We start from the raw sequence: 25,550 nt of genomic DNA on the forward strand, positions 1-25,550 counted from the left end.
ATTCAGATGTCCAATATGTATTGTAGTCCTACATAATTTTTGCCTCTCCTCTGTAAAATTCTCTTGCCAAACCGGGAAAGATATGCTATACTTTTTTAGTCGACTGAATTGCAGGGTTAGTACATCGGTAGTGCATCGGCTTCCCAAGCCGAGAAGGCGGGTTCGACTCCCGTACCCTGCTCCACATCGGAGCAAGCTTTGTATCGCTTGCTCCGATTTTTTATAAGTCAGAGCAAGCTCACACCGCTGTGCGGCGGTTTCATTAAGGGGAAATATCAATTTTAACCGCCCCTTCCAAAAAAGAAGGACATCTGTAAGATGTCCTTCTTTTTGCGTCTCGGCCGCACGAAGCGTCCACCGGTCTTTTGCCCAAACGAAGCAGCCTCCGCCCTCCCTTGCAGTAACTTTTTTCCTCAGAAAAGAGCAGGCCGGGTGTCTGCTTCCAACACCCGACCGCTCTCATAGGAAAGAAGAGGATACAATGAAAAAGACTCTGTCTCTTGCAAGGAGTAGAATACCCGTTTCATGTTACAAAAGCATGCAAAAATCGTTACGGGAGTATTAAATCTTGACGGAGCCTCCCCAAAAGCGTATCATAGCTGCATAAGGACAATGGAGGAATTTGGTATGGCAAAAAAAGTTCTGCCAGCTGTGCTGGCGCTCATTCTGCTCCTCTCCGCATGCGGGAGCAGGCTTCCCTCCCCCACCGGCACCCCGGCACACCAGGAGCCCTCTCCCACTGTGGCCCCCACACCGGAGTCCACCCCCTACGACGGACCGGTCAGCCCCTTAAGCGGCCTGCCTATGAGCAAAGAATGGGTCAACCGCCGCCCGGTGGCCATCATGCTCAACAATCTGAAAGAGGCCCTTCCCCAGCTTGGTCAGTCCCAAGCTGACGTGATCTACGAAGTACCGGCCGAGGGCGGCATCACCCGCATGCTGGCCGTCTACCAGTCCTTGGACGGTGTTGGGAAAATCGGCTCCATCCGCTCCGCCCGCCCCTACTATCTGGAGCTGGCCCTGGGACACGATGCCATCTACATTCACGCCGGCGGCAGCGAGGATGCCTACGCCAAAATCCGCCAGTGGGGCGTCACCGCCCTCGACGGAGTCAATGGCCCCTACATGAGCAACAGCGAGAACGGAAATCTGATGTGGCGGGACCCGGAGCGGCGTAAGAGCTACAGTCTGGAGCACACCGTCGTCACCACCGGGACCTCCATCATCGAGCGTCTGCCCACCTACGGCCTCCGTCTGGAGCACGAGGAGGACTACCGCTGTCAGATGAACTTTGTGGAGGATGGCACCCCGGCCGGCGGCGCTGAGGCCCCGCGGATCACCGTCCCTGTCTCCCACTATAAAACCGGTGTATTTACCTACGATCCCGACAGCCGGCTCTACCGGGTGGAGGAGTATGGAGAGCCCTATGTAGACGGCGACAGCGGTGAACAGGTGGCCGTCACCAATGTGATAGTCCTCAAGACCGCCTGCCGTTATACCGGCGACAGTCTGGGCCACATCACTGTGGACCTGTCCAGCGGCGGGACGGGCTACTTCGCCTGCGGCGGCAAGGTCATTGACCTCACGTGGAGCAAGGACTTCCCCGACGGCCAGCTCCAATACTATGACCTGAGCGGCTCCCCCATCTCCTTCGGTGTGGGGCGCACCTATGTTGTCATTGTCCCTCTGGATTGCGCGGTCTCCTTTGAATAAAGTCAGAGGGCCCGCTGAGGCGGTCAATAAGCCCTCCTGCTAAAGCGTTCGGAGGGAAGGATAGTATGAAAAGGAACCGCCAGGGTTCCCTTTCATGTTTGATCAAACGACTTTTTGAAACGCTTTCAGAGTTTCAAAAAGTCCAGCAGCCCGTCGGAAAGGACTTTCCGACGGGCTGCGCGGGCCCTCTGGAACATTCCAGAGGGCCCGCTTTTGTTCAGCCGCAGCAGCCCTTCAGCTCCCGGCAGGTTTCCGGGATGGGCGCGGGGCTGTTGGGCGGGAAGAACTCGTTGACCGGGAACTTCACGTGGCGGAAGATCTCGCAGGGATCGTCCTCGCAGCCGCCGCAGGTGCACTCCTTCTCCGGCATACAGTAGTCATATACCGGCATCAGGAGCTGGGAGTCCCGCTCCAGACGGATGATCGAGAACTGGCCCAGGGTAACATAGATCCGCTTTCCATCATTGCCGAAGCACAGGTCGCTGCCGAAGCAGGCGCAAATGCACGGCGGGATTTCGGTCAGTTCACAGTCGCAGGGGCGGCACTCGCAGACGTCCACCAACTTCATATTGAGCACGATGGGGTCTACCGCCTCCACCACGGCGGTGGGCAGGTTGGTTTTGCCGATGTTCTGCTCATCCATCCCCTCAAACGCCACCTCGGAGGAGAACACCTTGGCGGTGCCCTCGCTGCCGAAGAGAATCACCCGCTTGTCAAAGACACACAGGCCGCAGACCTCCACAGGCCGGGCCGCGCCGATGAACGCGTCCGCAGTCACGCGGTAGTAGTAGCGGACATCCACAGTGTAGAAGCCCCGGTTAAAGCCGATGGGTTCCACATCAATGTACACGTACAGCAGCTCCGCCTTGCCCGCCTTGATGCTGATGGCGCGGTCGATTACCGCCTGGCAGTTCTGGGTGGGGTAAAAGCGCAAATCCTCGATACAATCCTTGTCTTTGCAAGAATCATAAATCTTCTTCGTGTGTATGCACACGGCCTCGCGGATACAGGCAGTATCCTGCACCGGACCGGGCATGACCTTCTCAGGCATTACAATACCTCCTAGCAGAATATTCAAAAGGCCCTTCCTTCCCCGCTCTATTCTATGAACCACCGCCCATTTGGTGCGGAGGCGGAGCGGCGGGCCGGAATGAAAAAGGGACCCAGGCCATTCTATGGCCCGGGTCCCAAAGCCGTGACACTCAGCGCGGCAACACTGTCTTCTTCTTTCTTCTGTGGGCAGACAGCAGATCCCCTGCAATCAGCGCTCCGCAGGCGGACAGCAGTACCGCCCCGATCAGGAGGGCGCAGTTGAGGAAAAAGCGCTCCGGCATGATCAGAATGATTTCATCCGTGGCAGGATTAAACAGCCAGTTGTCTTTGCCGGGAAAAAAGACCGCATGAAAGACGGTAAAGGCCCGGCTGAAGTCCAGCGCCGCCAGGGCGCCCACCGCCAGTACCAGACCGGCGGCCAGCACCCCCGCCCAAAACCCCGGTCCTCGGCCCGCTGGGCGGTAAAACTCCAGCCGGTGCAGCCGCCTCAGGAGGAGGAGCAACGCCGCAGACACAGCCGTAACGCCCAAAACTAAAAAGTCCGCCCGAAAGAGCACCCGGACATCTGCAAAGTGGCTCCGCCCCGACTCCGACCAGGACAGCTCTCCGGTCCCAAAGGGCGTTCCGAGAACGCAGAAGTCCAGCACCTCGTCGTAGGCCTCCCGTATGACCTCCTCCGGCCATCCGGTACGCTCAGGCAGGCGGAGGGCATCGATCTGTATATAGTAAAAGGGCCGGAACAGGATCGGCACCGCAATGGATGCGCTGAGCACCAGCAGGGCCAGAATGACCGTCAAAGCCGCTGTGGCCAGTTTGGAGGAACGCATTTACAGTCACTTCTTTCTCACAGAAAGGGTTATCAGCACCTGAGAGGGCAGGTAAAAGAGCCACATGCCCACCTGGGCAAAGGAAAAGAGCGGTCCGGTATCGACCACCGGCAGGAAGGCCGCCAGATTGTGCAGGCCCACGCAGAGGTCACAGCCCACAAAGAGCAGCAGCCCCAGCCCGAAGCACCGCCCCCGTCGCCCCAGACGCAGGGCGGACACCGTGTTGCAGGCCAGCTCCGCGAAATAACAAAGGGTCACAGCCGTCAGCGGCTCCAGCGCCCTCAGGAGCGCCGCAACCGCCAGGGCCGCAACCGTCAGCCCCACGCGCAGCGGCCACAGCAGGCCAGCGCCCCAGCGGTGCAGGCGCAGCAGGTAAATCGCCTGTACCACACAGAAGCAGGCCACCCCCGCCAGGTAGAAGGAATCAAGGATCAGGAGAAACCAATCCGCTGCCAGCGTAAAGGCCAGCGCGGCGCACACTAGGCGCCCGTCCTCCGTTCCGGCCCGGTCCAAGGCCGCCAAGAAGCACAGAGCCACCGCCCCGTATTTCAGCAGGAGGGCCCAGCCGCTCCCCGGCCGGAGCAGATCCAGCGCCAGAAATCCGAGATAAAGCGCCGCTTCCGCCCCGAGGAAGCATCCGGCCTTTATGCGCCCCGCCAAATCCCGTCCCCCCTCCCATATGAAAAGCATTATACAACGGCGGGCCGCGCTTGACAAGAAGCACGGCCCGCCGTCCGGTGTATTTACCGCTTGAACCGCTCCAGAAGCGCGGCCTCCCAACGGTCTCCATATTTCAGGCAGACGGCGAAGACGGCCACTCCGGCGGCTCCCAGCAGAAGCATCGCCCACACGGGAATTGTGAGCACCGAGCCGCCCAACGCACAGGCCACCAGAAGGCCCCAGGGCCGTGTGAGCAGTACGATCAGGAAAAAGCGGTGCAGCGGGATGTCGGTCAGCCCCGCCAGAATGCAGATCAGGTCGTCCGGGAAAAAGGGAAAGAGAAAGACAAGGATCAAAAAGATATCCCGCTTCCTGCGTATAACCTCCAGGTACTTGTCCGCCACCCGTTGGTTGACCAGCCGCTCCACAAACCGCTGCCCCAGTACACGGGCCAGCCAGAACACAAGGACGGAACCGCCCGCCACTGCCAACCAGGTCATCAGGAATGAGGGCCACATTCCAAAGAGCACCGCCCCAGCCAGCGCCGTCACGTTGCTGGGAATGGGTGCGATCACCACCGAGAGCAGTTGAATCAGGAAAAAGAACAGGTGGGAATAGGGCGCAAAGCGTTCTATATAATTTCGCATCTCCTCCAACGAGCCAACGGAGGAAAAAAAGCCCGTCTGCCAAAGCAGGAACGCCCCGCCGCCCAACAGGAACACAGCCAGGAGCAGGGTCAGCAGCCATTTATGTCGTTTCATGTCGGTCTGTCGCCTCACCAATCGAATTGTCTATAGGCTACCACGTTTTGGCTCTCTATGCCAGAGGAAATTCCTTAAGATTTCTTTATAAAAACAAAAAACCCACACCAATAGGTGTGGTTTCTGCCTCAGGACCCTTTACCGCTCGCTGTAAATCACCTGGTCGTCGCTGCCAAAGATGAGGTCATCCACGTCGGAAGCGCCGATGCTGTTGTACCATACCATACTGTACCAGCCTCCTTTCTTTGATTGATAATTTTAGTATATACGCTCTTGGGGGAAAATGCAAGCCGTCAATTATAAACTTTACACAAAATTCACATATTAATTTTGGCTGATCCGTCACTCTCCTCCGCCAAATGGCCGACGCGATAGAGTATGGAGTTTTCGCCGGCGGGTACGGCCCCCCCCAATATCAGCGCCAAAGATTTGCGGGAATAAAAAATCCCGAAGTCTTTACCGGTAAAGACTTCGGGATTTGGCGCAGAAGGAGGGATTTGAACCCTCGCGACGGTTTCCCGCCCTACTCCCTTAGCAGGGGAGCCCCTTCGGCCACTTGGGTACTTCTGCATGCCAAATACAGGATACATTTGAAAAAAATGTGGCGGAGAGAGTGGGATTCGAACCCACGGATGCTTCCACATCGCCGGTTTTCAAGACCGGTTCCTTCAACCACTCGGACATCTCTCCACGTCCGGTCTCCGGCCAAATGCAAAAAAGATGATACCACACTTTTCGCACATTGTCAACTGCCGCCTGCAATATTTTTCTGCTTTTTTTCCAAACTCAGCCTTGACTTGGAGCGGAGTCCAGGTGATAAAATCGAACAAACAGCGGGAGCCAGCCCGCCGGAAGGAGCAGATGACCTTATGACCATTGCCGAAGTCAGCCGTAAATACAACCTCTCAGCCGATACCCTGCGGTATTACGAGCGCATCGGCCTGATTCCCACCGTTCACCGCAGCAAGAGCGGCATCCGGGATTATACCGTGGAGGACTGCGCCTGGGTGGAGTTTGCCAAGTGTATGCGGGGAGCCGGTATCCAGGTGGAGGCTCTGATCGAGTATGTTTCCCTGTTTCAGCAGGGGGAGGATACCACCGAGGCCCGCAAACAGATCCTCATTGAGCAGCGGGAGCTGCTGCTGGAGCGGATGGAGGAGATGCGGCAGACGCTGGAGCGCCTTAACTCCAAAATTGACCGCTACGAGCAGACGGTCGCTGTCGCCGAACAGAAGCTGCGCCGCGAGTAAGGGAGGCACACCGCTCCCTTCTTTTTATCCGCTGCACGGGGAGCAGAAACGTAAAGCCCCGGTAAAGGTTCGGGAAAGCTTTGGAAAGGTGCCTTGTAGCTTGGCGCGGCGGGTGCTATACTGCCCCCTGGTTCCATGGAACCAAAACCAAACTGCAAAGGAAGTAGGAAAGCATGCAGAAACGCAACAAGGTCCTGGCCGGCGTCCTCACCGGCGCGCTGGTCCTGAGCGCCGGCCCCATGGCCCTGGCCGCCACGGCCAATTATAACGACAGCAGCGTCACCGGAGGCTCTGCCGCCTGGCAGGACTGGGTCAAGGAGTGGGAGACCGTAGCCGCCGACTACACCAAGGTATCCCTCACCCCCGGCGCAGACGAGACCCAGCTCAACTTCGCCTGGTACAGCAAGACGGAGAGCGGCAAGGCCGCCACGCCGGTGGTTCACTTCGGCACCGACAAGGACCACCTGACCGCCTTCACTGGCAAGGCCGCCCAGGTGGACGACAGCCTGACCGACGGCGTGGCCTACGACTATAACCATGTCACCGTCACCGGGCTGGAGGCCAACACCACCTATTACTATACCGTGGAGAAGAACGGCGTACAGAGCGAGGTACAGGAGTACAAGACCGGCAGCTTCGACTCCGTAAAGATGCTCTATGTAGGCGACCCCCAGATCGGCGCCTCCAAGGGTCAGCCCCAGAACGGCGAGGCCCTGACGGCCGGCTCCGGCGCGGCCAACACCGCCGCCCGCAACGACGCCTTCGCCTGGAACCGCACCCTGGAGATCGCCACTGCCCAGAACCCCGGCGTCAACTTCATCATCTCCGCCGGCGACCAGGTCAATAAGACCGGCCAGGCCAAGGAGGAGGAGTACGCGGGCTACCTCTCCCCCGCCGTGCTGGCCGGGCTGCCCGTGGCCACCACCATCGGCAACCACGACTCCCTGAACCCCGACTACACCTACCACTTCAACAACCCCAACGCCACCGAGAACGGCAAGACCCAGGCCGGCGGCGACTACTACTACTCTTACGGCGCCGGCCTGTTTATCGTGCTCAACACCAACAATTACAATGTAGCCGAGCACGAGAAGACCATCCAGGAGGCCATTGCCTCTGCTCCCGACGCCGCCTGGCGCGTGGTCACCATCCACCAGGATATCTACGGCACCGGTCTGGATCACTCCGACACCGACGGCATGATCCTCCGCACACAGCTCACCCCCATCTTTGACAAGTACGACATCGATGTGGTGCTCCAGGGCCACGACCACACCTACAGCCGCTCCAAGCTCCTCTACGGCGACGGCCAGACCCACGGCACCTATGAGTTCCGTCTGAATGCGGACGGCAGCGACTACGACTGGGACAACGCCTTCAACACCCAGACCGACGAGAAAATCCCCCTGTACCCCGAGGAGGGCGACACCGCCAGCACGGCCCTCCACGACGCCTTCCAGGCGGACAACGGCTGCTACACCATCGAGGACACCACCGGAAACACCGTGGTCAATCCCAAGGGCACCCTTTACATGACCGCCAACTCGGCCTCCGGCTCCAAATTCTACGAGCTGATCCCCACCCAGCAGGACTATATCGCCGAGCGCAGCCAGAACTGGCTGCCCAGCTACTCAGTCATCGACATGGACAGCGACAGCTTCTCCATCACCACCTACCAGATCACTGCCGAAGGCAAGGTGGAGGCGATTGACGACACCTTCACCATCCAGAAGACCGACGGCGCCGCCACCCTGACTGAGGGCGGCGAGACCTACTACCGCCTGCGGGACGTGGCCGCCGCGGTCTCCGGCCAGGACAACCAGTTCAATGTGAGCTGGGACAACGGCGTGGTGATTACCACCGGCGCGGCCTACGCCGACGCCGTGCCCGCCGGCACCCCTGCCAGCGGCAGCGCCGTGACCCTCACCCTGACCGTGGACGGCAAGAGCGTCACCACCCCCGCCGTTCTGGCCAACGGGAGCTACTACCTGCCCGCCTCCTTCTATGGCACTCTGGGCGTGACTCCGGCCGCCTGAGCGGCCCCATCCGGCACCGATACTGCGAGGCTCCCGGCGGCATAGCTGCCGGGAGCCTCCATTCTGAGAGAAAGGCTGACTGCTGTTGAATATCAAATCCTGCTTTCTGCGCTGGGGCATTCCGCTGTTGCTGCTGGCTGCATTTCTCGCCGCTGTTTTCGCCCTCAACCGGGTGGACAAGGTGGCCCTGGTCAACCGGGAAGGACAGACCTTCGAGAAGGGCGTGGTCGTGGACATTCTCCAGGACAACCTCATGCCCGACGGCTCCCGGGTGGGCGAACAGCGGGTACTGGTACGCATGACCACCGGCGTCCGGGCCGGTCAGGAGCTGGAGACCACCAGCGCCTCCGGCTTCCTCTTCGGCGCGGGCTGCACCGTGGGCATGAAGGTGGTGGTCATGCAGAGCGTGGCGGGGGACTCCACCATCACCAGCATCTATTCCCAGGATCGGGAGTGGGTGATCTACGCCTTCGCCGCAGCCTATCTGCTGGTGCTCTGCCTGGTGGGCGGAAAGCAGGGCCTCAAGGGCGCCCTCGGCCTGGTGTTCACCTTCTTCTGCATTCTATTTGTCTATCTGCCCCTGGTCTACCGCGGTTGGTCGCCCTTCTGGGTGGCGGTGCTCATCTGTATCGTCACCACGCTGGTCACGATGTACCTCATCGGCGGCCCCACCCGGAAAACCGTGGTGGCCGCCGGCGGCACGGTGGCGGGCGTGGTGATTGCCGGACTGGCGGCCACCCTGTTCAGCCTGGCCACCGGCATCACGGGCTGGAACGTGTCGGACATCGAGAGCCTGCTCACCCTGGCCAGCACCAGCGGGATTCAGGTGGGCGGCCTGCTCTTCTCCGGCTTGCTGATCTCCAGCCTGGGCGCGGTGATGGATGTGGCCATGTCCATCGCCAGCGCCATCGCCGAAATTCACGTCCAGAACCCCGCCCTCTCCCGCCGGGCGCTGTTCCGGGCCGGGATGCACGTGGGGCGGGACATGATGGGCACCGACTCCAACACCCTGATTCTCGCCTTTGCCGGCGGCAGCATCTCCATGCTGGTGCTGGATTACGCCTATAACCTCCCCTACCGGCAGATTATCAACTCCAACAACATCGGCATCGCCATCATGCAGGGCCTGTCCGGCAGCTTCGGCATCGTCCTGGCCGTCCCTGTCACCGTGGCCTTAGCCGTTCTGCTCTATACCTGGCGCAAAGCTGCGCCCGCGGCATAAAGCGACCGGATGCGACACGCTCCCCGCCCTATACTGGGCCGGGGAGCGTGATTTTTATGCAGTCCTTTTTCCGGCGGCTGGCGGCCTGCGCCGCCCTGTTCTGTGCCAACCCGCTGGCCTTTCTCCGGGGACTGTCCGATCCCGACAGCCCCGTGCGCCGCCTGCTGCGGCGCAAATAGCAGGGAGGGCGCGCCGCAGCGCGCCCTCCCTGTATTACCGCTCATAGGTCAGCCATGTCTCTCCCTCGCCGCTCTTGCGGTAGGTGTGGGAGACCGCCGCCTCCCGGATCTCATCGCAGGCCCAGTGGCTCTTCTCCACGTCGGTGAAGGGCAGGGCCGCGGCCCGCTCCCCCGCCCGGCGGTCTAGGGCGTGGTTGAGGATCTTGACCGCCTCCGCCCGGCTCACCGGCGCGTCGGGCCGGAAGGTGCCGTCCGGATAGCCCGACACCCAGCCCTCCTCCGCCGCAAAGGAGACCACCTCCGCCGCCCAGTGGCCGCCCGGCACATCGGGGAACGGGGGCGTACCGCCCTCCACCGTAAAATAGGAGGCAATCAGCTTGACCAGCTCGGCCCGGCTCACCGGCTGCTCCGGCCGGAAGGTGCCGTCGAGATAGCCATTTGCGATGCCGTAGCGCTTGGCAAAGGCCACATAGGGGGCGTACCAGTCCCCCCGCTTCACATCGGAAAAGCCGCCGGTACCAGGCACTCCACTGTAAAGCAGATTCCCTTGCTCGTCTACACTGAGGCGGGCCAGCATAGCCACCGCCTCGGCCCGGCTCAGGGAGTCCTCCGGGCGGAACCGGCCGTCATTTCCCTGGATGTAGGCGTCGTGCTCCCTGGTGTTCAGATAGGCCGGCTCCGCCGGCTCCTGCGCCTCCTCCCCATAGGCCTCCGCATAGAGCGCCAGCAGCTCCGGGTTCTCCGCCATCAGCTGGTAGCGGAAGTGCACCTCCCCCGCGACCTGGGGCAGGGTGTCGTTGAGGGCCAGCTGCCGCTCGATGGCCGCTGTGCCGTACCAGGGGCTCTTGGGATCGCTGTTGCCGGCCAGATAGTCGGCCATTCCTATGTAAAGGGAAACACCTGTACCCTTTACCGTATCCGCCCACCAGCGGGCCACCGCGGCGTAGTCCATGCTCTTGTGGCCGATGTACCAGTAGATCTGGGGGCAGATGTAGTCGATCCACCCCTCCTTGACCCATTTCCGGCTGTCGGCGTAGGAGGCGTAGTAGCTCTCATAGCCGCCGGTGGTGTTGGAGCCTTGGGGCAGGCTGCTCTTGTCCGCCCACACGCCGGAGGGGCTGATGCCGTAGGACAGCCCCGGATCAATGGCGTGGATGCGCTCCCCCAGCGTCTTGACCAGCTGGTTGACATTGTCCCGGCGCCAGTCGCCGATGTTGGAAAAGCCCTTGCCGTACTTGGCATAGGCGGCCCCGTCGGCAAAGCCGCTGCCGGGGTAGAAGTAGTCGTCCAGGTGGATGCCGTCGATGTCATACTTGCGGGCCAGCTCCTCCGCCCCCCGCACGATGTACTCCCGCACCTCGGGCAGGCCGGGGTTGAAGTAGTAGTCGCCCTCGTACTCCACCACCCAGTCGGGGTGGTGCTTTGCGGGGTGGTTGGCGGTCAGGGCCTGGAACTCCGCGGCGCCCCCCTTGGTGATGCGGAAGGGATTGATCCAGGCGTGGAGCTCCAGCCCCAGGGCGTGGGCCCGCTCCACCCAGTAGGCCAGCGGATCAAAGCCGTTTCTGGGGGCGGTTCCCTGGGCGCCGGTGAGATATTTGCTCCACGGGTACAGCTCGGAGGGATAGAGGGCGTCGGCGGAGGGCCGCACCTGAAGGATCACGGCGTTCATGCCCATGTCCACGCACCCCTGTAAAATCGCGTCGGCGTCCCGCTTGAGGACCGCCGGATCTGTAGTAGCCTGACTGGGGTAGTCCAGGCGGTACACCGTGGCCACCCAAACAGCCCGGAACTCGTCCGCCCGCTTCGCTTGGGCCGCCGCCGCGGGAGACTGCGCCGCCAGTCCCAGCCCCGCCAGCGCCAGCGCGCAGATGAGTGCAATTGCCAACAGGGGTTTCCAGAATTTTGTCATGAGGTCGCTCCTTTGAATTTGGTCTCGTAAATCTGCTCTCGGAATGGCGGGCGCGCCCTGCGCCCCCTACTGATTGGAAATCTGCTCCGCCAGATCGTTGAGGTAGACCCAGCGCTCCATTTTCTCCTCCAGGGCCGCCTCCAGCTCAGCCTGCCGCTCCTGGAGGGACTGGAGGGCCACATAGTCGGTGGCCTTCTCCTCCTGCTCGGCCTGCACCTGGGCCAGCTCGGCCTCCAGGGCGGCGATGTCGGCGTCAATGGTCTCAAATTCCCGCTGCTCCTTGTAGCTGAATTTCAGCTTTTTGGCCCCCTGGGGGCGCGCTGCCTTGGGTTCGGCGGGCTTGGGGGATCTGGCCGGCTGTCCAGCGGCCCGCCGGGCCTCCAGATACTCCGTATACCCGCCGGGATAACCCCGGACGCTTCCGTCCCCCTCTACGGCGAACACCCGCCGCACCACCCGGTCCAGGAAATAGCGGTCGTGGGATACCGCCACCACCGCCCCCGGAAAGGAGTCCAGATAGTCCTCCAGCACGCTGAGTGTCTGAATATCCAGATCGTTGGTTGGCTCGTCCAGCAGCAGCACGTTGGGGGCGGCGGCCAGGACGGACAGCAGGAAGAGCCGCCGCTTCTCGCCGCCGGATAGCTTGCGGATGGGGCTCCACTGCGCCTCTACCGGAAAGAGGAACTGCTCCAGCAGCTGGGAGGCGGTGAGCATTCCCTCCCCCGTCTCGATGCGGTTGCCGATCTCCTTCACATAGTCGATCACCCGGGTATCCACGTCCATATCGGGCACCTCCTGGCGGAAGTAGCCGACGCGGACGGTCTCCCCCGTCTCGACCGCCCCGGCGTCGGGGGCCAGCTCCCCGGCCAGCAGGTTGAGGAGGGTGGACTTGCCGCTGCCGTTGGCCCCCACAATGCCGATGCGGTCGTCCCGCAGGAGCATGCAGTCGAAGTCCCGCACCACGGTGCGTCCGCCGAAGCCCTTGGTCACGCCTCTGCACTCGATGGTCTTCTTACCTAGACGGCTGGCCCGCGCGTTTAGTTCCAAGGTACTTTTTTCCGCCGGGCCGCTCTGGGCCTTCAGGGCCTCGTAGCGCTCCAGCCGCTCCCGGCTCTTGGTCCCCCGGGCGGTAGGCCCCTGCATCACCCACTGGTACTCCCGCCGCAGGATGGCCTGCCGCTTGCGCTCGCTGGCCCGCTCGCTCTCCAGCCGGGCGGCCTTGCGCTCCAGATACTTGTCGTAGTTGCCCTCGTGGGTGAACAGGCGGCCGTCCTCCACCTCCGCCATGCGGCCCACGATGCGCTCCAGAAAATACCGGTCGTGGGTCACCATGACCAGCGCCCCCTTCCAGGCGCGCAGATAGTCTTCCAGCCAGAGCACCATGTCGTTGTCCAGGTGGTTGGTTGGCTCGTCCAGAATCAGCACGTCGCAGGGGCGGGCCAGCACCGCCGCCAGGGCCACCCGGCGGCGCTCCCCGCCGGAGAGGTTTCCCACGCTCTGCTCGAACCGGGATACTCCCAGACGGTTGAGGATGGTTCTGGCCTCATACTCCGCCAGAGAGCGGTCGGCGTCATTCAGCCCCAGCAGCACCTGCTCCAGTACGGTGCGCTCCCCCTGAAACACCGGGTTCTGGGGCAGGTACTCCATCCGCACGCCGGGGTCCAGGCGTACCGTCCCCCCGTCCGGCTCCTCCGCCCCCGCCAGCAGGCGGAGGAGGGTGGACTTGCCGGCGCCGTTGACGCCGATGATCCCCACCTTGTCCCCCCGCTCCAGATAAAAGGACACCCCGTCCAGCAGGACACGGTCGCCGTAGCTCTTGGTCAGTTGTTCCGCAGAAAGCAGCATGAACGTCCCTCGCTTTTGTCAAGTTATCTCCCAGTATAGCGGAATCTGCGAAAAAAAGAAAGCCCCCTCCGGCCGGGGCCTGTTTCCGAATTGCTTCCGAAATGTCCCGCGGGGATTGCCAACCGCTCGGGGATGCCGTATACTGGGGGCACAACTGAATCGAGATGTCTTCAGGGCAGGGTGAAATTCCCGATTGGCGGTACAGTCCGCGCGCGTGATACGCATGATTTGGTGCAATTCCAAAACCAACAGTGACAGTCTGGATGAAAGAAGATACCATCGGTTTCCGCAGGACGGCCCCGCCGTTCTGCGGCCGATTCCTCTTTTTCGCACCGGAAAGGCATCCCCTTTTCGGTGTGATTTTTTAGGAGGGAACGGAAGTATGAATGTCAAAGCAAAGAGGATTACCACCATCGCCATGCTGTGCGCGCTCGCCTATGTGGTCATGGTCGTCGGCCGCGTGCCGGTCGTGCTCTTTTTGAAGTACGATCCGAAGGACGTGGTCATCACCCTCGGCGGCCTGATCTGGGGGCCGATGACCGCCTGCCTTGTCTCGGTTCTCGTCTCCGTTCTGGAGATGTTCACCGTCAGCGACACGGGCATTCTGGGCTGTATCATGAACATTCTGTCCACCTGCGCCTTTGCCTGTACCGCCTCCGCCATCTACCGGAAAAAGCGCACGCTGGCCGGGGCTGTCGCCGGGTTGGCCGCCGGATGCGCGGTGATGGTCAGCGCCATGCTGCTGTGGAATTACCTCATTACGCCCCTCTACATGGGATACCCCCGGGAGGCGGTTGCGGAGCTGCTGCTCCCCGCCTTTCTCCCCTTCAATCTGCTCAAGAGCGGACTCAATGCGGGCATCACCTTCCTGCTCTACAAGCCAGTGGTCTCCTCTCTGCGGAAAAGCGGACTGATTGACGCGCCGTCCGGACCGGCGGCGCGCAGGCCCGTCGGGCTATTGCTTCTGGCCGCCGTTCTGGTGGCCACCTGCGTCCTCATTCTCCTGGCCAGAAACGGACTTCTCTGAGGCGGCCCATGGACAAGGCAAACGGGGACGCCCCCTTCATCCCCCTGTACGGAACCGCCGTGCCCGGCGCCGGGCTGGGACGGCTGGCGGGGCTGCCCGCCGCGGGCCTGCGCCTGCACCGGGGACAGGCGGCGCCGGAACCCGGCGTCTACGCCGCGGAGATCCTTCTGGGCGGCCGCCGCCTCTGCGGCCTGGCGCATATCGCGCCCGGCGGCGGCGCGCCCTCCATTGAGCTTCTCTTCTTTCACGGTGGGGAAGCGCCCTGCGGGGAGGCGGTGGAGCTGCGCCTCCGCCAAAGGCTCCGCCGCTGTCAGCCCTTTGACAACCTGCCCCTGCTGTCGGCACAGCTCCGGCTGGATTGCCTCTCCGCCCAGTCCTTTTGGGGGATTTCCCCCGGCTCCCCCCGGCTGTCCATGGAGCCCGCAGGACGACGGGCGGTGGTAGGGATGCAGGCAATCCCCCTGTCTGAAAAGGAGTTTGGTGTCCTCTACCTGCTCTATACCCACCCGGACGTTCCGATCACAAAAGAGCAGATCTATGAGGCCGTTTGGTGCGCGCCGTCCAACCACTGCCTCCACGCCGTGGAGAACACCGTGTTTCAGATCCGGAGGCGGCTCCGCCCCCATGCGGGCGGGCACGACTTTATCCGCACCGTTGCCGGGCTCGGCTATCAGTTCAATCCCGGCTGAGCCGCCTCTCTGTGCAGCCGCTGGGACAAAAGCTCTTGGCAAATGGGAAAAAATATGGTATCCTAAGGCGCTATCTCATTTTGAAGGAGCCTTTATGAAACAGCGCACATTCCCGATCCTCGCCGTCCTTCTCCTGGCCGCCGCCCTGTCCGGCTGCCAAAGCACAGCCGCCGGAGACAGCGCCGGACTGTCCATCCACTTCATCGACCCGGGGCAGACCAGCTCCGCCCTGCTCCTGTGCGGCGGACAGGCCATGCTCATTGACGGCGGCAGCGCCGAGCGGGGCAGCCAGGTGGCCGGTTACCTGAGCCAGCAGGGGATCACCTACCTCGACTATGTGGTGTGTACGTCTGCGGATGAGACCCATATGGGCGGCCTTTCCGGCCCCCTTTACACCTGCGCCGTGGGGCAGGTACTCTCCCCGGTGGAGGATGCCGGCAGCCCGGTATTTGCGGATTTCCGGCGCTATACCGAGGCCCAGGGCCTCTCCCCCGCCGTCCCGGAGGCCGGTACGGTATTTCCCCTGGGGGACGCCCAGGTGACGGTAGTGGAGACCGACGACGCCGCACAGACGCTCTCCCTCCAGGTGGACTACGGCGACACCTCCCTCCAGTTCACCAGCGATCTGGAAGATGCGGTGGCGGCGGTGGCCAGTGAGGCCGAAGGGGAGCTCCCCCTGGGCGCTCTGGTGGCCGGAAGCGACGGCACCCAGTTTTTCCTCCTCGACCCAGTACAGACCGCGCCTTAACCCAGAGCGCCTCCGCCCATCGGGCGGAGGCGCTCTCTTTTGGCCACAGCCGGTGCCCTCATCCAAGAGGATGTCGTCCACACCAGCCACGACAGAAAACAGAGTGGGCACCGCGGCCCGGCGTATTCCGCCCGCGGTATTGCTTTTTCGTCTGCCACAGCGGAAGCCCCGGCAGAAGACGCAGTTCCATCTTGACTTACATCCGTATTACTTGTATAATACAGTTATAAACTGTATTAGTTCTATAATACAGTATACAAAAAGGGGGGTGTCCGGCCATGCTTTCCTTCTCCGGCTTCCGCCTGGAGGACGGAAGCCCCATCTACCAGCAGATCATCCGCTATCTAGAGCAGGGCATCGCGGCCGGAACCATCCGGGACGGAGACGGGCTTCCCTCCCGACGGGTGCTCTCCGCCCAACTGGGGGTCAACCCCAACACCGTGCAGAAGGCCTGCCGTATGCTGGAGGAGGCGGGGCTCATCACCTCCCGCTCGGGGGCCAAGAGCGAATTTACCCTGGACGAGGCGGCTGTGGCCGCCGTCCGCACCCGCCTGATGGAGCGGGAGGCCGCCGCCCTGGTCCGCTCCCTGCGGCAGATGGGCCTCACCCGACCAGAGGCGGAGGCGCTCATCGACCGGCTGTGGGACAGCCCGGAACTGGAGGAGGAGAAGCCATGAAGCGTATCGCATCCCTGCTCATGCTGGCCGCGCGGAGCACCCTCTGGAAAGCTGCGGGGATTACTCTGGCCTCCTGTCTGACGGAGGCGGGGCTCTTCCTGGCTGCCCTGTCCGGCTGGCAGGACACCGTCCGCACCGCTTACTACGAATACTCCAACCCCATGGGCCTGGAGGGCCTGCTGATGCAATATCCCCTGTCCTGGTGCTTCCGTATCGGGCTGGTGCTGGTGTGCGCCGTGCTGGCCTTTCTGGGGTGGGAGGGTTCCTCCCGGGTGAGCTATACCCTGCGGCGACTGTCAGTGGGGCACAGGGCCCTCACCCTGCTGTGGGCCGGCTACGGCTTTTTCTGCCTGTTGTTCTTCTGGGCGGCCCACCTGGGCACCCTGCTGGCTCTCTGCGCCGCCGCCCTCCCCCGTCTGGCACCGGAGTTCTCCGGCCCCCAGGCTCTGTTCCTGGCCTGCTACCGCGACCCCTATCTCCACAGCCTGCTGCCCCTGGACGACTGTCTCCTCTGGGTGCGCAACCTGTCCATGTGCGCCGCCCTGGGGACGGCGGCGGCCAGCTTCTCCTTCCAGCGGCGCATGGGCCGCCGGGCCTTCGCCATTCTGCCCCTGGCGGCGCTCTCCGCCCTCTGCTTTCCCCTGCCCATGGGCTCCTTTGAATTCGGCGGGCCGGCGGAGTTCCTCCGCCCCTATCTCTACGACGGCATTTTCTACTCCGCGGACGGTCTGCCCTCTGTCCTGGGGCCCGTCCTGCTCTTTGTCAGCCTGTGCGCCCTGGCCGCCTCCCTCTGCCAGATTTTGAGGAGGGATCCCTATGAAGAATGAGTCCTGGTTTCCCCTCGGCATCCCCTGGAAGCAGGAGCGGTTTCTGCTTTGGACGGGCCTTCTCCTGTCCGCCGGTGCCGGACTGGTGCTCTTCCTGTGCCAGTACCTCCCGGCCCGCCGGGCCCTCTACGGCTACAACGGCACCATGGGGCCGGACGGCGCGATGGTGCGGGTGCTCCTGCCCGGCACCCTGGTGCCCCCCTTTCCCAGCCTGCTCTATGGGCCGCTGCTCTGTTTTCTGGCGCTGGCCCTCTCCCTGGCCGGGGTGGCCGTCTACCATTTTCTCTGCCACTACCAGGGCGGCCGGAGCATCTACCGGATGCGGCTGCTCCCCCAGTTCGGAGAGCTGTGGCGGCGCTGCCTGTCCGCCCCCGCCCTGGCCCTGCTGCTGGGCGCGGCACTGACGGCCGCCGTCATCCTGCTGTGCGCACTGTGCTATTACCACCTGACACCTGCGGGCCACCTGCCCCCGGAGCCCTGGGGAGGCCTGCCGCTGGGCTGGATTGGAGGCAACCATGCTTGAAGTGAGCCATGTATCCAAAAAGTACCGGGGCTGTCAGCAGGCCCTGGAGGATGTGAGCCTGTCCGTGGGGCCCGGGGAGATCGTGGGTATCTTCGGCCCCAACGGCGCGGGCAAGACCACCCTGCTCAAGTGCATTCTGGGCCTGCTCCGGTACGGGTTCGGGTCGGTTACTCTGGACGGGCAGCCCATCACCCCCAAAAACATCGCCCGCCTCTCCTTCGCCACTTGTGAGCATTCCTTCTTCCCCGGCCTCACTGCCGCCGGGCACCGGGACTTCTGCGCCGAACACTTCCCCGCCTTCCGGGCCGGCCGCTTCCAGATGCTGATGGACTTCTTCCGCCTGCCGGAAAAGCGGGCCCTGCGCGGCTTCTCCACCGGGCAGAAGAACCAGTTTGAGGTGATTCTGGCCCTGTGCCAGGGGGCGGACTACATTCTTATGGACGAGCCCTTTGCCGGCAACGACGTGTTCAACCGCGAGGATTTCTACAAGGTGCTGCTGGGCATCCTGGAGCCCACCGAGACCATCCTCCTGTCCACCCATCTGCTGGAGGAGGTGCAGCACTTCATCAGCCGGGCGGTGCTCCTCCGGTCGGGGCGGATTGCCGGGGACGTGACCACCGCCGCGCTGGAGGAGCGGAGCCAGAGCCTGATGGACTATGTCCGGTCGGCCTGCGGCTATGAGCCCGGCCGGGTGCTCCAGGCGCTGGAGCGGATGGACGGCAGAGGGGAGGAATAGCCATGCGGAAATCTCTGCTGCTCTTTCTCCTCCTGGTCGCTCTGTCCGCCGGCCTGCTGGCGGGGGCCTGCGCCGCCGTGCAGGGCCGCCGGGAGACGGTATCCTACCGGACGGAGCCACTGGCCGGAGATCCCACGGCCGCCGACGGTGTGGAGCTCACCTGGGTGTCCACCTGCGGCTATCACCTGTTCTGGCACAGCACCTTTCCCGCCGCCGCGCCGGAGGAGGCCGAAACCCGCTTTTCCTACTCCGGCCAGAAGCAGAGCTGGATCATTGAGCTGGACGAGGATGTGCTGGAGCTCTCTCCCGGCCTGAATTTCCTGGATATTGCGCCGGACAGTCCCTCCGCCGGGCTGCGGGCGCTGTGGGCGGAGCTCTCCGCCCAGACCTCTCCCCTGCCCGGAGACGAGACCTATACCGAACACAATGGTCTCATCAGTATTAAACGTGAGATCCAACTGGCCGATTATCTGACCGATTTCCCCCTCTCTGTGGATCGTCTCGTGTACACAGCCTGGGCGGCTGACCGTGAGTTTGGAACTTCCCAGTACGATACCTCCATCAACGCGGAGGAGCTGACCCGCCGTTTTCGCGCCTATTTTCCCATTCCGGTGCCCGAAGGGCTTGCCATGGAGATCAGCATGACCCCGGACGCCTCCGGCCAGTTGCTGAGCGCCTGCTTTCTCACATTGGACAGCAGCCTGCTCACCCTTCAGGCGGACTGCGTGAGCACCGGGGAAGGCGTCCTGTTTGCCCTCTGCGCCGGCGGCTCCATGGCCAAGGCTCTGGACGGCAGCGGAATTCCCGGCGGCTGGGGGATCTACCGCCTCTCCCCCGGCGGCGACCTGGAGACCGTCTACTCCATCCCCAACGGAGGCCGGGCCATGGCCTTCTGGTCGGATGGGGACGGTACCCTCTTTCTTCTCACCGAGGAGAAGGGCGCGTTTCTTCTCACCCTGCTGGACGTAGACACACTCACCCCTGTTGCCACCCAGGAGCTCTTTCCCGCGGCGGAGGGCGCGCCCCACCCACAGGTGTTCCCACAGTCTGACGGCTCTTTCTGCCTCCTGTCCGCGGGCGACTTTCTGGCCGTGCTCAACCGTCGGAGCGGCGCATGGGTGGTGGACTTTACGGCGGACACCTCCCTCCAGTCCTCCCTGGGCTGCCCCCTGAGCACCCCTTCCTCCAGGCTCAGCCTGTGCTATGACGGAACCCGGCTGGCCATCACTGGCCCTTGTCCGAGCACGAAATCGGAATATTTCCTGGCAGTCTACACCGCCGACGGCCTGGAATACCTGGGGGGCTACACCTCCAGCCTGTACGGCAACCACCCCCCGGACTGCTACCCCTGGGGCTCCTGGCAGGACGGAAGCTGCCGCTCCATCGCGCTGGAGCCCTCCCTCCCCGGCACGGAAACTGCCTCTTGACAAATTCCCTTTCCCCGGCTAAAATAAGTGCAATTACATCCCAAACAGGCAATGATGGGAAGAAGGCGCGTCCCGTCCCGCTCAGAGAACCGGTGGTCGGTGCGAACCGGCGCGGGGAAGCGCGCGGATACTGAGCCCGGAGCCGCCCGTCCGAACCCCAGGCAGTAGGGCGGGCCGTCACGGCCACGTTACCGGCCGCGGCCTTGTTGGAGGCCATGAGCGCCCCTTGGTGACAATGGGCGGAAGCAGGGTGGTACCGCGTAAATTTTACGCCCCTGACCAGGAATTTGGTCAGGGGCGTTTTTTCGTACCCTGGCCCCAGTAAACAGGAGGAATTGTTATGAAGCCCGCACACGAGAAGTACATCCCCTTCGTCCCCCTCAAGATGGCCCGCCGCGCCTGGCCCGACAGGGAGCTGAAAGCGCCCCCCGTCTGGTGCTCGGTGGATCTGCGGGACGGCAACCAGGCCCTCATTGACCCCATGAACGTCCGGGAGAAGCTGGAGCTGTTTCACACCCTGGTGGACATCGGCGTCAAGGAGATCGAGGTGGGGTTCCCCTCCGCCTCCGAGACGGAGTACGAGTTCATCCGCACCCTGATCGAGGGTGGACACATCCCCGACGACGTGACCATTCAGGTGCTGGTACAGGCCAGAGAGCACCTCATCCGCCGCACCTTCGAGGCCATTGACGGGGCCAAGCATGTGATCTTCCACTTCTACAACTCCACCTCCACCCTCCAGCAGAAGGTGGTCTTCCACACCGACGTGGAGGGCGTAAAAAAGATCGCCGTGGACGCCGCCCGGCTCATCCGGGAGCTGAGCCAGCCCGCCCTCGACGCGGGGATGGATCTGCGGTACGAGTACTCCCCGGAGTCCTTCATGGGCACCGAGATGGACGCCGCCGTAGAGATCTGCCAGGCGGTGATCGAGGCCATCGGTGCCACGCCGGAGCGCAAGGTGATCCTCAACCTCCCCACCACCGTGGAGAACTGTATGCCCAACTACTTCGCTGACGAAATTGAGTACTTTATCTCCAGGCTGCCCGGCCGGGACCGCGCCATTATCTCCCTGCACCCCCACAACGACCGGGGCGAGGGCGTGGCTACCGCTGAACTGGGCCTGCTGGCCGGGGCCGAGCGGGTGGAGGCCACCCTGTTCGGCAACGGCGAGCGCACCGGCAACGTGGACATGGTGACCCTGGCCCTCAACCTCTACACCCAGGGCGTGGACCCCAAGCTGGACTTCTCCGACATCAATAAAATCCGCGACGTGTACGAGCGGGTCACCAAGATGAAGATCGGCGAGCGGCAGCCCTATGTGGGTGAGCTGGTGTTCACCGCCTTCTCCGGCTCCCACCAGGACGCCATCAACAAGGGCACCCGCTACATGGAGGAGAGCGGCACCGAGTACTGGGAGGTGCCCTATCTGCCCATCGATCCCGCCGACGTGGGCCGCCAGTACGAGCCCATCATCCGCATCAACTCCCAGTCGGGCAAGGGCGGCTCCGCCTTCGTCATGCAGCACTCCTTCGGCTTCGATCTCCCCAAGGCCATGCACCCGGAGTTCGGCCACATCGTCCAGGTGGAGACCGACTGGGTGGGCAAGGAGCTGAAGCCCAACGCCATTTACGACCTGTTCAAGGCCCATTACATCGACGCGGTGAAGCCCTATCAGCTGGTGCAGCACTCCTTCGCCGAGTTTACCGACGAGGAGGGCCACTCCCACGTCACCTTCGCCGGCGCCATCCGCCACACCGACACCGTGTTCCAGGTCCAGGGCTCCGGCAACGGCCCCATTGACGCCTTCTTCAACGCCATCCACGGCCAGAAGATGGACCGCTTCACCTTCATCGACTACAAGGAGCACGCCGTCAAGCAGGGCTCTGACTCCCAGGCTGTGGCCTACATCCACCTCCAGGACGAGAACGGCAGGGACTGGTTCGGCGTGGGCATGAGCCATAACATCAACCTGGCCCCCCTCAAGGGCATCCTCTCCGCCATTAACCGGGCCGTCAACCACGACGGCAAATGAACGCCCGTCCCGTCTTGCATCCCCGGCCTAAACCAGCTATAATAGGAACAGTTTGACAGAAAAGAGGACGCGGACTATGGAACAGCAGCGGGAGGCTCTGCTCGGGCAAATCTGGGCGGCCCAGGACGAGGCCTATGACCTGATGTATGAATACGACTCCCTCCCCCACCGTTACGGGGCTCACATTCTCTATCAGTCGGAGGCCCATATCATCGACCTCATCGGTGAGCACCCGGAGATCACCGTCACCGAGCTGGCCGCCATTCTGAAAAAGACTCCCAGCGCCTGCTCCCAGATCGTGCGCAAGCTGCGGGCCAAGGGCTGGGTGGAGCAGGTACGCAACGCAGAGAACAACCGGATTTATAATCTATACCTGACCGAGAGCGGCAAACAGGTCTACCAGGCGCACACAGCTTTCAACCAGTCCTGTCAGGAGGCCACCTTTCAATTGTTGAGCAATTTTTCTCCCGAGGAGTTGGAACACCATCTGATGGTACAGCGGAAACTGAACGAGGCATATCAGGATGATGTGAGGCGGAGCCGGGATTATTTAGGATTGACACAAAAGAAGCCGGGGGTATGACCGCCCGGCTTCTTTGTTGTGGATAATCCACAAAACAAAAGGCAAATATTTATTCACTATAAAGAAGTATCTAAAATATATAAAAATTTTCTTGACTTATTTCTTATTTGTCATATTATAAAGATGCTTAATTATTAAGGATTTAGCAAATTACCAAGAGAGGGAGATGTCAAATGGAAGCTGAAAAAAAGTACGCAGAAACCTATGGAGGGAAGGTCGGCGGGATACTTCCACTGCTGGGAATGATCGCAGCAATCGTTGTCCTCTGCTTTACCGGAATGAGTTCCCTACGAAACTTCTGGGGAGCAGGCTTCATGGCCATGGTCATTGGTCTGCTCGTGTTTAAGGATAAAAACCGCTATGCGAAAGCAGTTATGAAAGGCTTTGCTAATCCGTCCTTCACCATGCTATTTCCCATTTTCATTGCGGCCGGTATCCTGTCACAGATCCTAACGGCCGCCCACCTGGTGGATGGCCTGGTCTATCTTGTGAGTCTGGTCAATATCCCACCTGCCATTATCCCCTGCGTGACCTTCGTACTGTGTGCGGTAATGTCCACTGTGACGGGCAGCTCGGCGGCCGCCCTCTTGGCCACGATGCCCATGCTGTTCCCAATGGGTGTGCAGATGGGCTGTCCCGCCGGCCTAGTCCTGGGTGCCATCTGTTCCGGCTCCGAGTTCGGTAATAACCTCTCCCCCATTTCCGACGTGACCATCACCTCCTCCATCGGACAGGAGGTGGATATCATCGCCGCGGTGCGCACCCGTGTCTGGTACAGTCTGGCCGCAGGGATACCCGCCCTCATCCTGTTCTTTGTATTTGGTCTTGCAACAACCAAGGGGGTTGATCTGGCCTCCCTAAGTGTGGACAGTTCCTCCTCCCTGGGCCTTATCTTTATCATCATTCCCATCCTGGTGGCCGTACTCATCCTGCGCAAGACAAACTTCTTGGTAGCCCTTGTGGTAGGCGATCTGCTGGGCATCATCCTGTTGCTGATCCTGGGCTATTCGGACGTGGCGAGCATCTTTGCCGCTGACGGCCTATTGGCCTCCGGTACCCTCAGCCTGATGGATGTTTTAGTCTTTATGGCCCTGATCTTCGTAGTACTCGCACTGACTGAGGAGGTGGGCGTGCTGGACAGTTTCCAGACCTTTATGGTCAGACACGCCAAGACCCCCAGAATGGCGGAAACGGTTTCCGGGGTGTTCACCTGTATTTTCTGTGCGATCATTGGCAGCGGTATGTCCACGATCGCCTTTATCAGCCCCATCGTCCGCAACATCATGAAGCCCTTCCATATTGCCCGAACCCGCGCCGCCAACTATATCGCGGGCTTTGCCAGCGGCATCTCCTGGATGGTTCCCCACGGCGTCAACACCTTGACCGCACTGGCGGTTGCAATGGGAACCGGTGTTGTGGGCGATGACTTTACCATGTTGAATTTTATTCCCTACAACTTTTTCTGTATTGGCCTGATTGTAGTATACTGGGCCGCAATTTTGACTGGCATCGGTCGTAAAAAAGACGAAGGAGGATTACAAAATGAAGTATGATTTCACCAGCATATTGGACCGCCGCGGAAAGGATGCAGCGGCCTATGACAATGTGGGTGCCCATGTCATTGCGCCCGCAAGGCCAAAGGAAGGCTTTGATATAATCCCCATGTGGGTGGCAGATATGAACTTCCCTGTGGTCCCCACCATCACAGAGGCGATTATCGCCCGGGCTCAGCACCCTTCCTTCGGGTACTTCTTTCCCACCGACAAATACTATGATTCCATCGTCCAGTGGCACGAGAAGCGCAACGGTGTCACTGGCCTAACCAAGGAGCACATCGGCTATGAAAACGGCGTGCTGGGTGGTGTGGTCAGCGCACTCAATGTACTCTGCTCCAGGGGTGACAACGTGCTGGTTCACTCCCCCACCTACAGCGGCTTTACATCCTGTCTGACCAATGCCGGGTATTCCATCGTCCTCTCTCCACTGGTTCAGGACGAGCAAGGCATTTGGCGCATGGACTTCGAGGACATGGAGAAGAAGATCGTGGCCAACCACATTCACACCGCACTATTCTGCTCCCCCCACAACCCCACAGGCCGGGTCTGGGAGCGTTGGGAGCTGGAGAAGGCCATGGAGATCTTCCAGCGGCATGGTGTCTATGTTATCTCGGACGAGATCTGGTCTGATATCATCCGCCCCGGTCAGAAGCACATCCCCACACAGATGGTCAACAGCTACGCCAAGGAGCACACAGTGGCCCTCTATGCTCCCTCCAAGACGTTCAATCTGGCGGGCCTGATCGGGTCTTACCACATCATCTACAGCAAGTGGCTCCGAGATCGGGTGGATAAGGAGAGCTCCTTGTGCCACTACAACGAGATAAACGTACTTTCCATGCACGCCCTGATCGGTGCCTACAAGCCGGAGGGCTACGAGTGGGTGGATGAGTTGAACCAGGTACTCGCGAATAATGTGGACTTCGCCTGCGAACACATTTGGGAGCAATACAAAGGTATTCAGGTCACCAAGCCTCAGGGCACTTATATGCTTTTCCTCGACTGCACCAAATGGTGTGAAGCACATGGGAAGACCATTGAAGAGCTGCAAAAGGCTGGCTCTGATGTAGGGGTAGCTTGGCAGGATGGCCGCCGTTTTCACGGCCCTTGCCACATCCGCATGAATCTTGCCCTCCCCCTCTCCCGTGTTCAGGAGGCCTTCGCCCGCCTGGACAAGTATGTATTCAACGCCTGATAGATACAAGAGGCGGCGCCGGTTCCCGTATGGAGCCGGCGCCGCTCAGCCTGTCGAAAAGGTCTTTTCGACAGG

General features: G+C 61.7%; 23 protein-coding genes, 3 tRNA genes and 1 riboswitch. Of the genes, 18 read left to right on the plus strand and 8 right to left on the minus strand.

Annotated elements, in window-relative coordinates; genetic code table 11:
* Positions 1-110: 110 nt before the first annotated feature.
* Both HMPREF0372_RS09790 and HMPREF0372_RS09795 read left to right on the plus strand, forming a co-directional pair.
* Positions 111-184: transfer RNA gene (locus HMPREF0372_RS09790), tRNA-Gly, on the plus strand.
* A gap of 443 nt (positions 185-627) precedes the next feature.
* Complete coding sequence (locus HMPREF0372_RS09795; RefSeq protein ID WP_039997168.1) at positions 628-1,713, plus strand: DUF3048 domain-containing protein; 1,086 nt, start codon at positions 628-630, stop codon at positions 1,711-1,713.
* Positions 1,714-1,930: 217 nt separating this feature from the next.
* Here the strand turns inward: HMPREF0372_RS09795 and HMPREF0372_RS09800 are convergent, their stop codons facing one another.
* From HMPREF0372_RS09800 to HMPREF0372_RS09825, 6 genes are all read right to left on the minus strand, one after another.
* Positions 1,931-2,764, minus strand: a complete 834-nt coding sequence (locus HMPREF0372_RS09800) for a hypothetical protein (RefSeq protein WP_007491661.1) — start codon at positions 2,762-2,764, stop codon at positions 1,931-1,933.
* Positions 2,765-2,915: 151 nt separating this feature from the next.
* Positions 2,916-3,593: a TIGR01906 family membrane protein gene (locus tag HMPREF0372_RS09805; protein ID WP_007491663.1), complete on the minus strand. Its 678-nt coding sequence runs from the start codon at positions 3,591-3,593 to the stop codon at positions 2,916-2,918.
* A gap of 6 nt (positions 3,594-3,599) precedes the next feature.
* Positions 3,600-4,253 (minus strand): lysoplasmalogenase family protein, encoded by a 654-nt coding sequence (locus HMPREF0372_RS09810; RefSeq protein ID WP_138306918.1) that lies wholly within the window; start codon positions 4,251-4,253, stop codon positions 3,600-3,602.
* Positions 4,254-4,336: 83 nt separating this feature from the next.
* Positions 4,337-5,014 (minus strand): TVP38/TMEM64 family protein, encoded by a 678-nt coding sequence (locus HMPREF0372_RS09815; RefSeq protein WP_007491667.1) that lies wholly within the window; start codon positions 5,012-5,014, stop codon positions 4,337-4,339.
* A gap of 479 nt (positions 5,015-5,493) precedes the next feature.
* Positions 5,494-5,584 (minus strand) — tRNA-Ser (locus tag HMPREF0372_RS09820).
* 32 nt (positions 5,585-5,616) lie between these two features.
* A tRNA-Ser gene (locus HMPREF0372_RS09825) sits at positions 5,617-5,704 on the minus strand.
* Between the two features lie 179 nt (positions 5,705-5,883).
* Here HMPREF0372_RS09825 and HMPREF0372_RS09830 point away from each other — a divergent pair.
* The 4 genes from HMPREF0372_RS09830 (at position 5,884) to HMPREF0372_RS21035 (ending at position 9,701) form a co-directional block, all read left to right on the plus strand.
* Positions 5,884-6,264, plus strand: coding sequence for a MerR family transcriptional regulator (locus tag HMPREF0372_RS09830; RefSeq protein WP_007491671.1), 381 nt, complete (start codon positions 5,884-5,886; stop codon positions 6,262-6,264).
* A gap of 173 nt (positions 6,265-6,437) precedes the next feature.
* Positions 6,438-8,300 carry a purple acid phosphatase family protein gene (locus HMPREF0372_RS09835; RefSeq protein WP_007491673.1) on the plus strand — a complete coding sequence of 621 codons (1,863 nt, stop codon included), beginning with the start codon at positions 6,438-6,440 and terminating at the stop codon, positions 8,298-8,300.
* Positions 8,301-8,385: 85 nt separating this feature from the next.
* The gene (locus HMPREF0372_RS09840) at positions 8,386-9,522 is read left to right on the plus strand and encodes a YibE/F family protein (protein ID WP_007491675.1); all 1,137 of its coding nucleotides are present in this window, start codon (positions 8,386-8,388) and stop codon (positions 9,520-9,522) included.
* 56 nt (positions 9,523-9,578) lie between these two features.
* Positions 9,579-9,701: a hypothetical protein gene (locus HMPREF0372_RS21035; protein ID WP_007491677.1), complete on the plus strand. Its 123-nt coding sequence runs from the start codon at positions 9,579-9,581 to the stop codon at positions 9,699-9,701.
* 34 nt (positions 9,702-9,735) lie between these two features.
* Here HMPREF0372_RS21035 and HMPREF0372_RS09845 read toward each other — a convergent pair whose 3' ends face one another.
* Positions 9,736-11,610, minus strand: a complete 1,875-nt coding sequence (locus HMPREF0372_RS09845; RefSeq protein WP_007491679.1) for a family 10 glycosylhydrolase — start codon at positions 11,608-11,610, stop codon at positions 9,736-9,738.
* A 66-nt stretch (positions 11,611-11,676) separates the two neighbouring features.
* Complete coding sequence (locus HMPREF0372_RS09850) at positions 11,677-13,455, minus strand: ABC-F family ATP-binding cassette domain-containing protein (RefSeq protein ID WP_007491681.1); 1,779 nt, start codon at positions 13,453-13,455, stop codon at positions 11,677-11,679.
* A gap of 162 nt (positions 13,456-13,617) precedes the next feature.
* A riboswitch (FMN riboswitch) is annotated at positions 13,618-13,734 on the plus strand.
* A gap of 103 nt (positions 13,735-13,837) precedes the next feature.
* Between HMPREF0372_RS09850 and HMPREF0372_RS09855 the strand changes: the two genes are divergently transcribed.
* The 12 genes from HMPREF0372_RS09855 (at position 13,838) to HMPREF0372_RS09910 (ending at position 25,475) form a co-directional block, all read left to right on the plus strand.
* On the plus strand, positions 13,838-14,482 hold the full coding sequence (locus HMPREF0372_RS09855; RefSeq protein WP_007491682.1) for an ECF transporter S component: 645 nt from the start codon (positions 13,838-13,840) through the stop codon (positions 14,480-14,482).
* 8 nt (positions 14,483-14,490) lie between these two features.
* Positions 14,491-15,171 (plus strand): winged helix-turn-helix domain-containing protein, encoded by a 681-nt coding sequence (locus tag HMPREF0372_RS09860; protein WP_007491684.1) that lies wholly within the window; start codon positions 14,491-14,493, stop codon positions 15,169-15,171.
* A gap of 94 nt (positions 15,172-15,265) precedes the next feature.
* Complete coding sequence (locus HMPREF0372_RS09865) at positions 15,266-15,919, plus strand: MBL fold metallo-hydrolase (RefSeq protein WP_007491685.1); 654 nt, start codon at positions 15,266-15,268, stop codon at positions 15,917-15,919.
* 278 nt (positions 15,920-16,197) lie between these two features.
* Positions 16,198-16,596, plus strand: coding sequence for a GntR family transcriptional regulator (locus HMPREF0372_RS09870; RefSeq protein ID WP_007491689.1), 399 nt, complete (start codon positions 16,198-16,200; stop codon positions 16,594-16,596).
* The gene (locus HMPREF0372_RS09875) at positions 16,593-17,423 is read left to right on the plus strand and encodes a hypothetical protein (RefSeq protein ID WP_007491691.1); all 831 of its coding nucleotides are present in this window, start codon (positions 16,593-16,595) and stop codon (positions 17,421-17,423) included. The genes HMPREF0372_RS09870 and HMPREF0372_RS09875 overlap by 4 nt, the downstream gene beginning before the upstream one ends.
* Positions 17,413-17,946, plus strand: coding sequence for a hypothetical protein (locus HMPREF0372_RS09880; RefSeq protein ID WP_007491693.1), 534 nt, complete (start codon positions 17,413-17,415; stop codon positions 17,944-17,946). The genes HMPREF0372_RS09875 and HMPREF0372_RS09880 overlap by 11 nt, the downstream gene beginning before the upstream one ends.
* On the plus strand, positions 17,939-18,682 hold the full coding sequence (locus HMPREF0372_RS09885; protein ID WP_007491695.1) for an ATP-binding cassette domain-containing protein: 744 nt from the start codon (positions 17,939-17,941) through the stop codon (positions 18,680-18,682). Before HMPREF0372_RS09880 ends, HMPREF0372_RS09885 begins: the two co-directional genes overlap by 8 nt.
* 2 nt (positions 18,683-18,684) lie before the next feature.
* Positions 18,685-20,109, plus strand: a complete 1,425-nt coding sequence (locus HMPREF0372_RS09890) for a hypothetical protein (protein WP_007491699.1) — start codon at positions 18,685-18,687, stop codon at positions 20,107-20,109.
* A 340-nt stretch (positions 20,110-20,449) separates the two neighbouring features.
* On the plus strand, positions 20,450-22,141 hold the full coding sequence (gene leuA, locus HMPREF0372_RS09895) for a 2-isopropylmalate synthase (RefSeq protein WP_007491701.1): 1,692 nt from the start codon (positions 20,450-20,452) through the stop codon (positions 22,139-22,141).
* A gap of 76 nt (positions 22,142-22,217) precedes the next feature.
* Positions 22,218-22,724, plus strand: coding sequence for a MarR family winged helix-turn-helix transcriptional regulator (locus HMPREF0372_RS09900; RefSeq protein WP_007491702.1), 507 nt, complete (start codon positions 22,218-22,220; stop codon positions 22,722-22,724).
* 173 nt (positions 22,725-22,897) lie between these two features.
* Positions 22,898-24,277 (plus strand): Na+/H+ antiporter NhaC family protein, encoded by a 1,380-nt coding sequence (locus HMPREF0372_RS09905; protein WP_007491703.1) that lies wholly within the window; start codon positions 22,898-22,900, stop codon positions 24,275-24,277.
* Positions 24,267-25,475 carry a MalY/PatB family protein gene (locus HMPREF0372_RS09910; RefSeq protein WP_007491704.1) on the plus strand — a complete coding sequence of 403 codons (1,209 nt, stop codon included), beginning with the start codon at positions 24,267-24,269 and terminating at the stop codon, positions 25,473-25,475. The genes HMPREF0372_RS09905 and HMPREF0372_RS09910 overlap by 11 nt, the downstream gene beginning before the upstream one ends.
* Positions 25,476-25,550 lie beyond the last annotated feature (75 nt).

The sequence above is a fragment of the Flavonifractor plautii ATCC 29863 genome (genome assembly GCF_000239295.1).
Taxonomy (GTDB): domain Bacteria; phylum Bacillota; class Clostridia; order Oscillospirales; family Oscillospiraceae; genus Flavonifractor; species Flavonifractor plautii.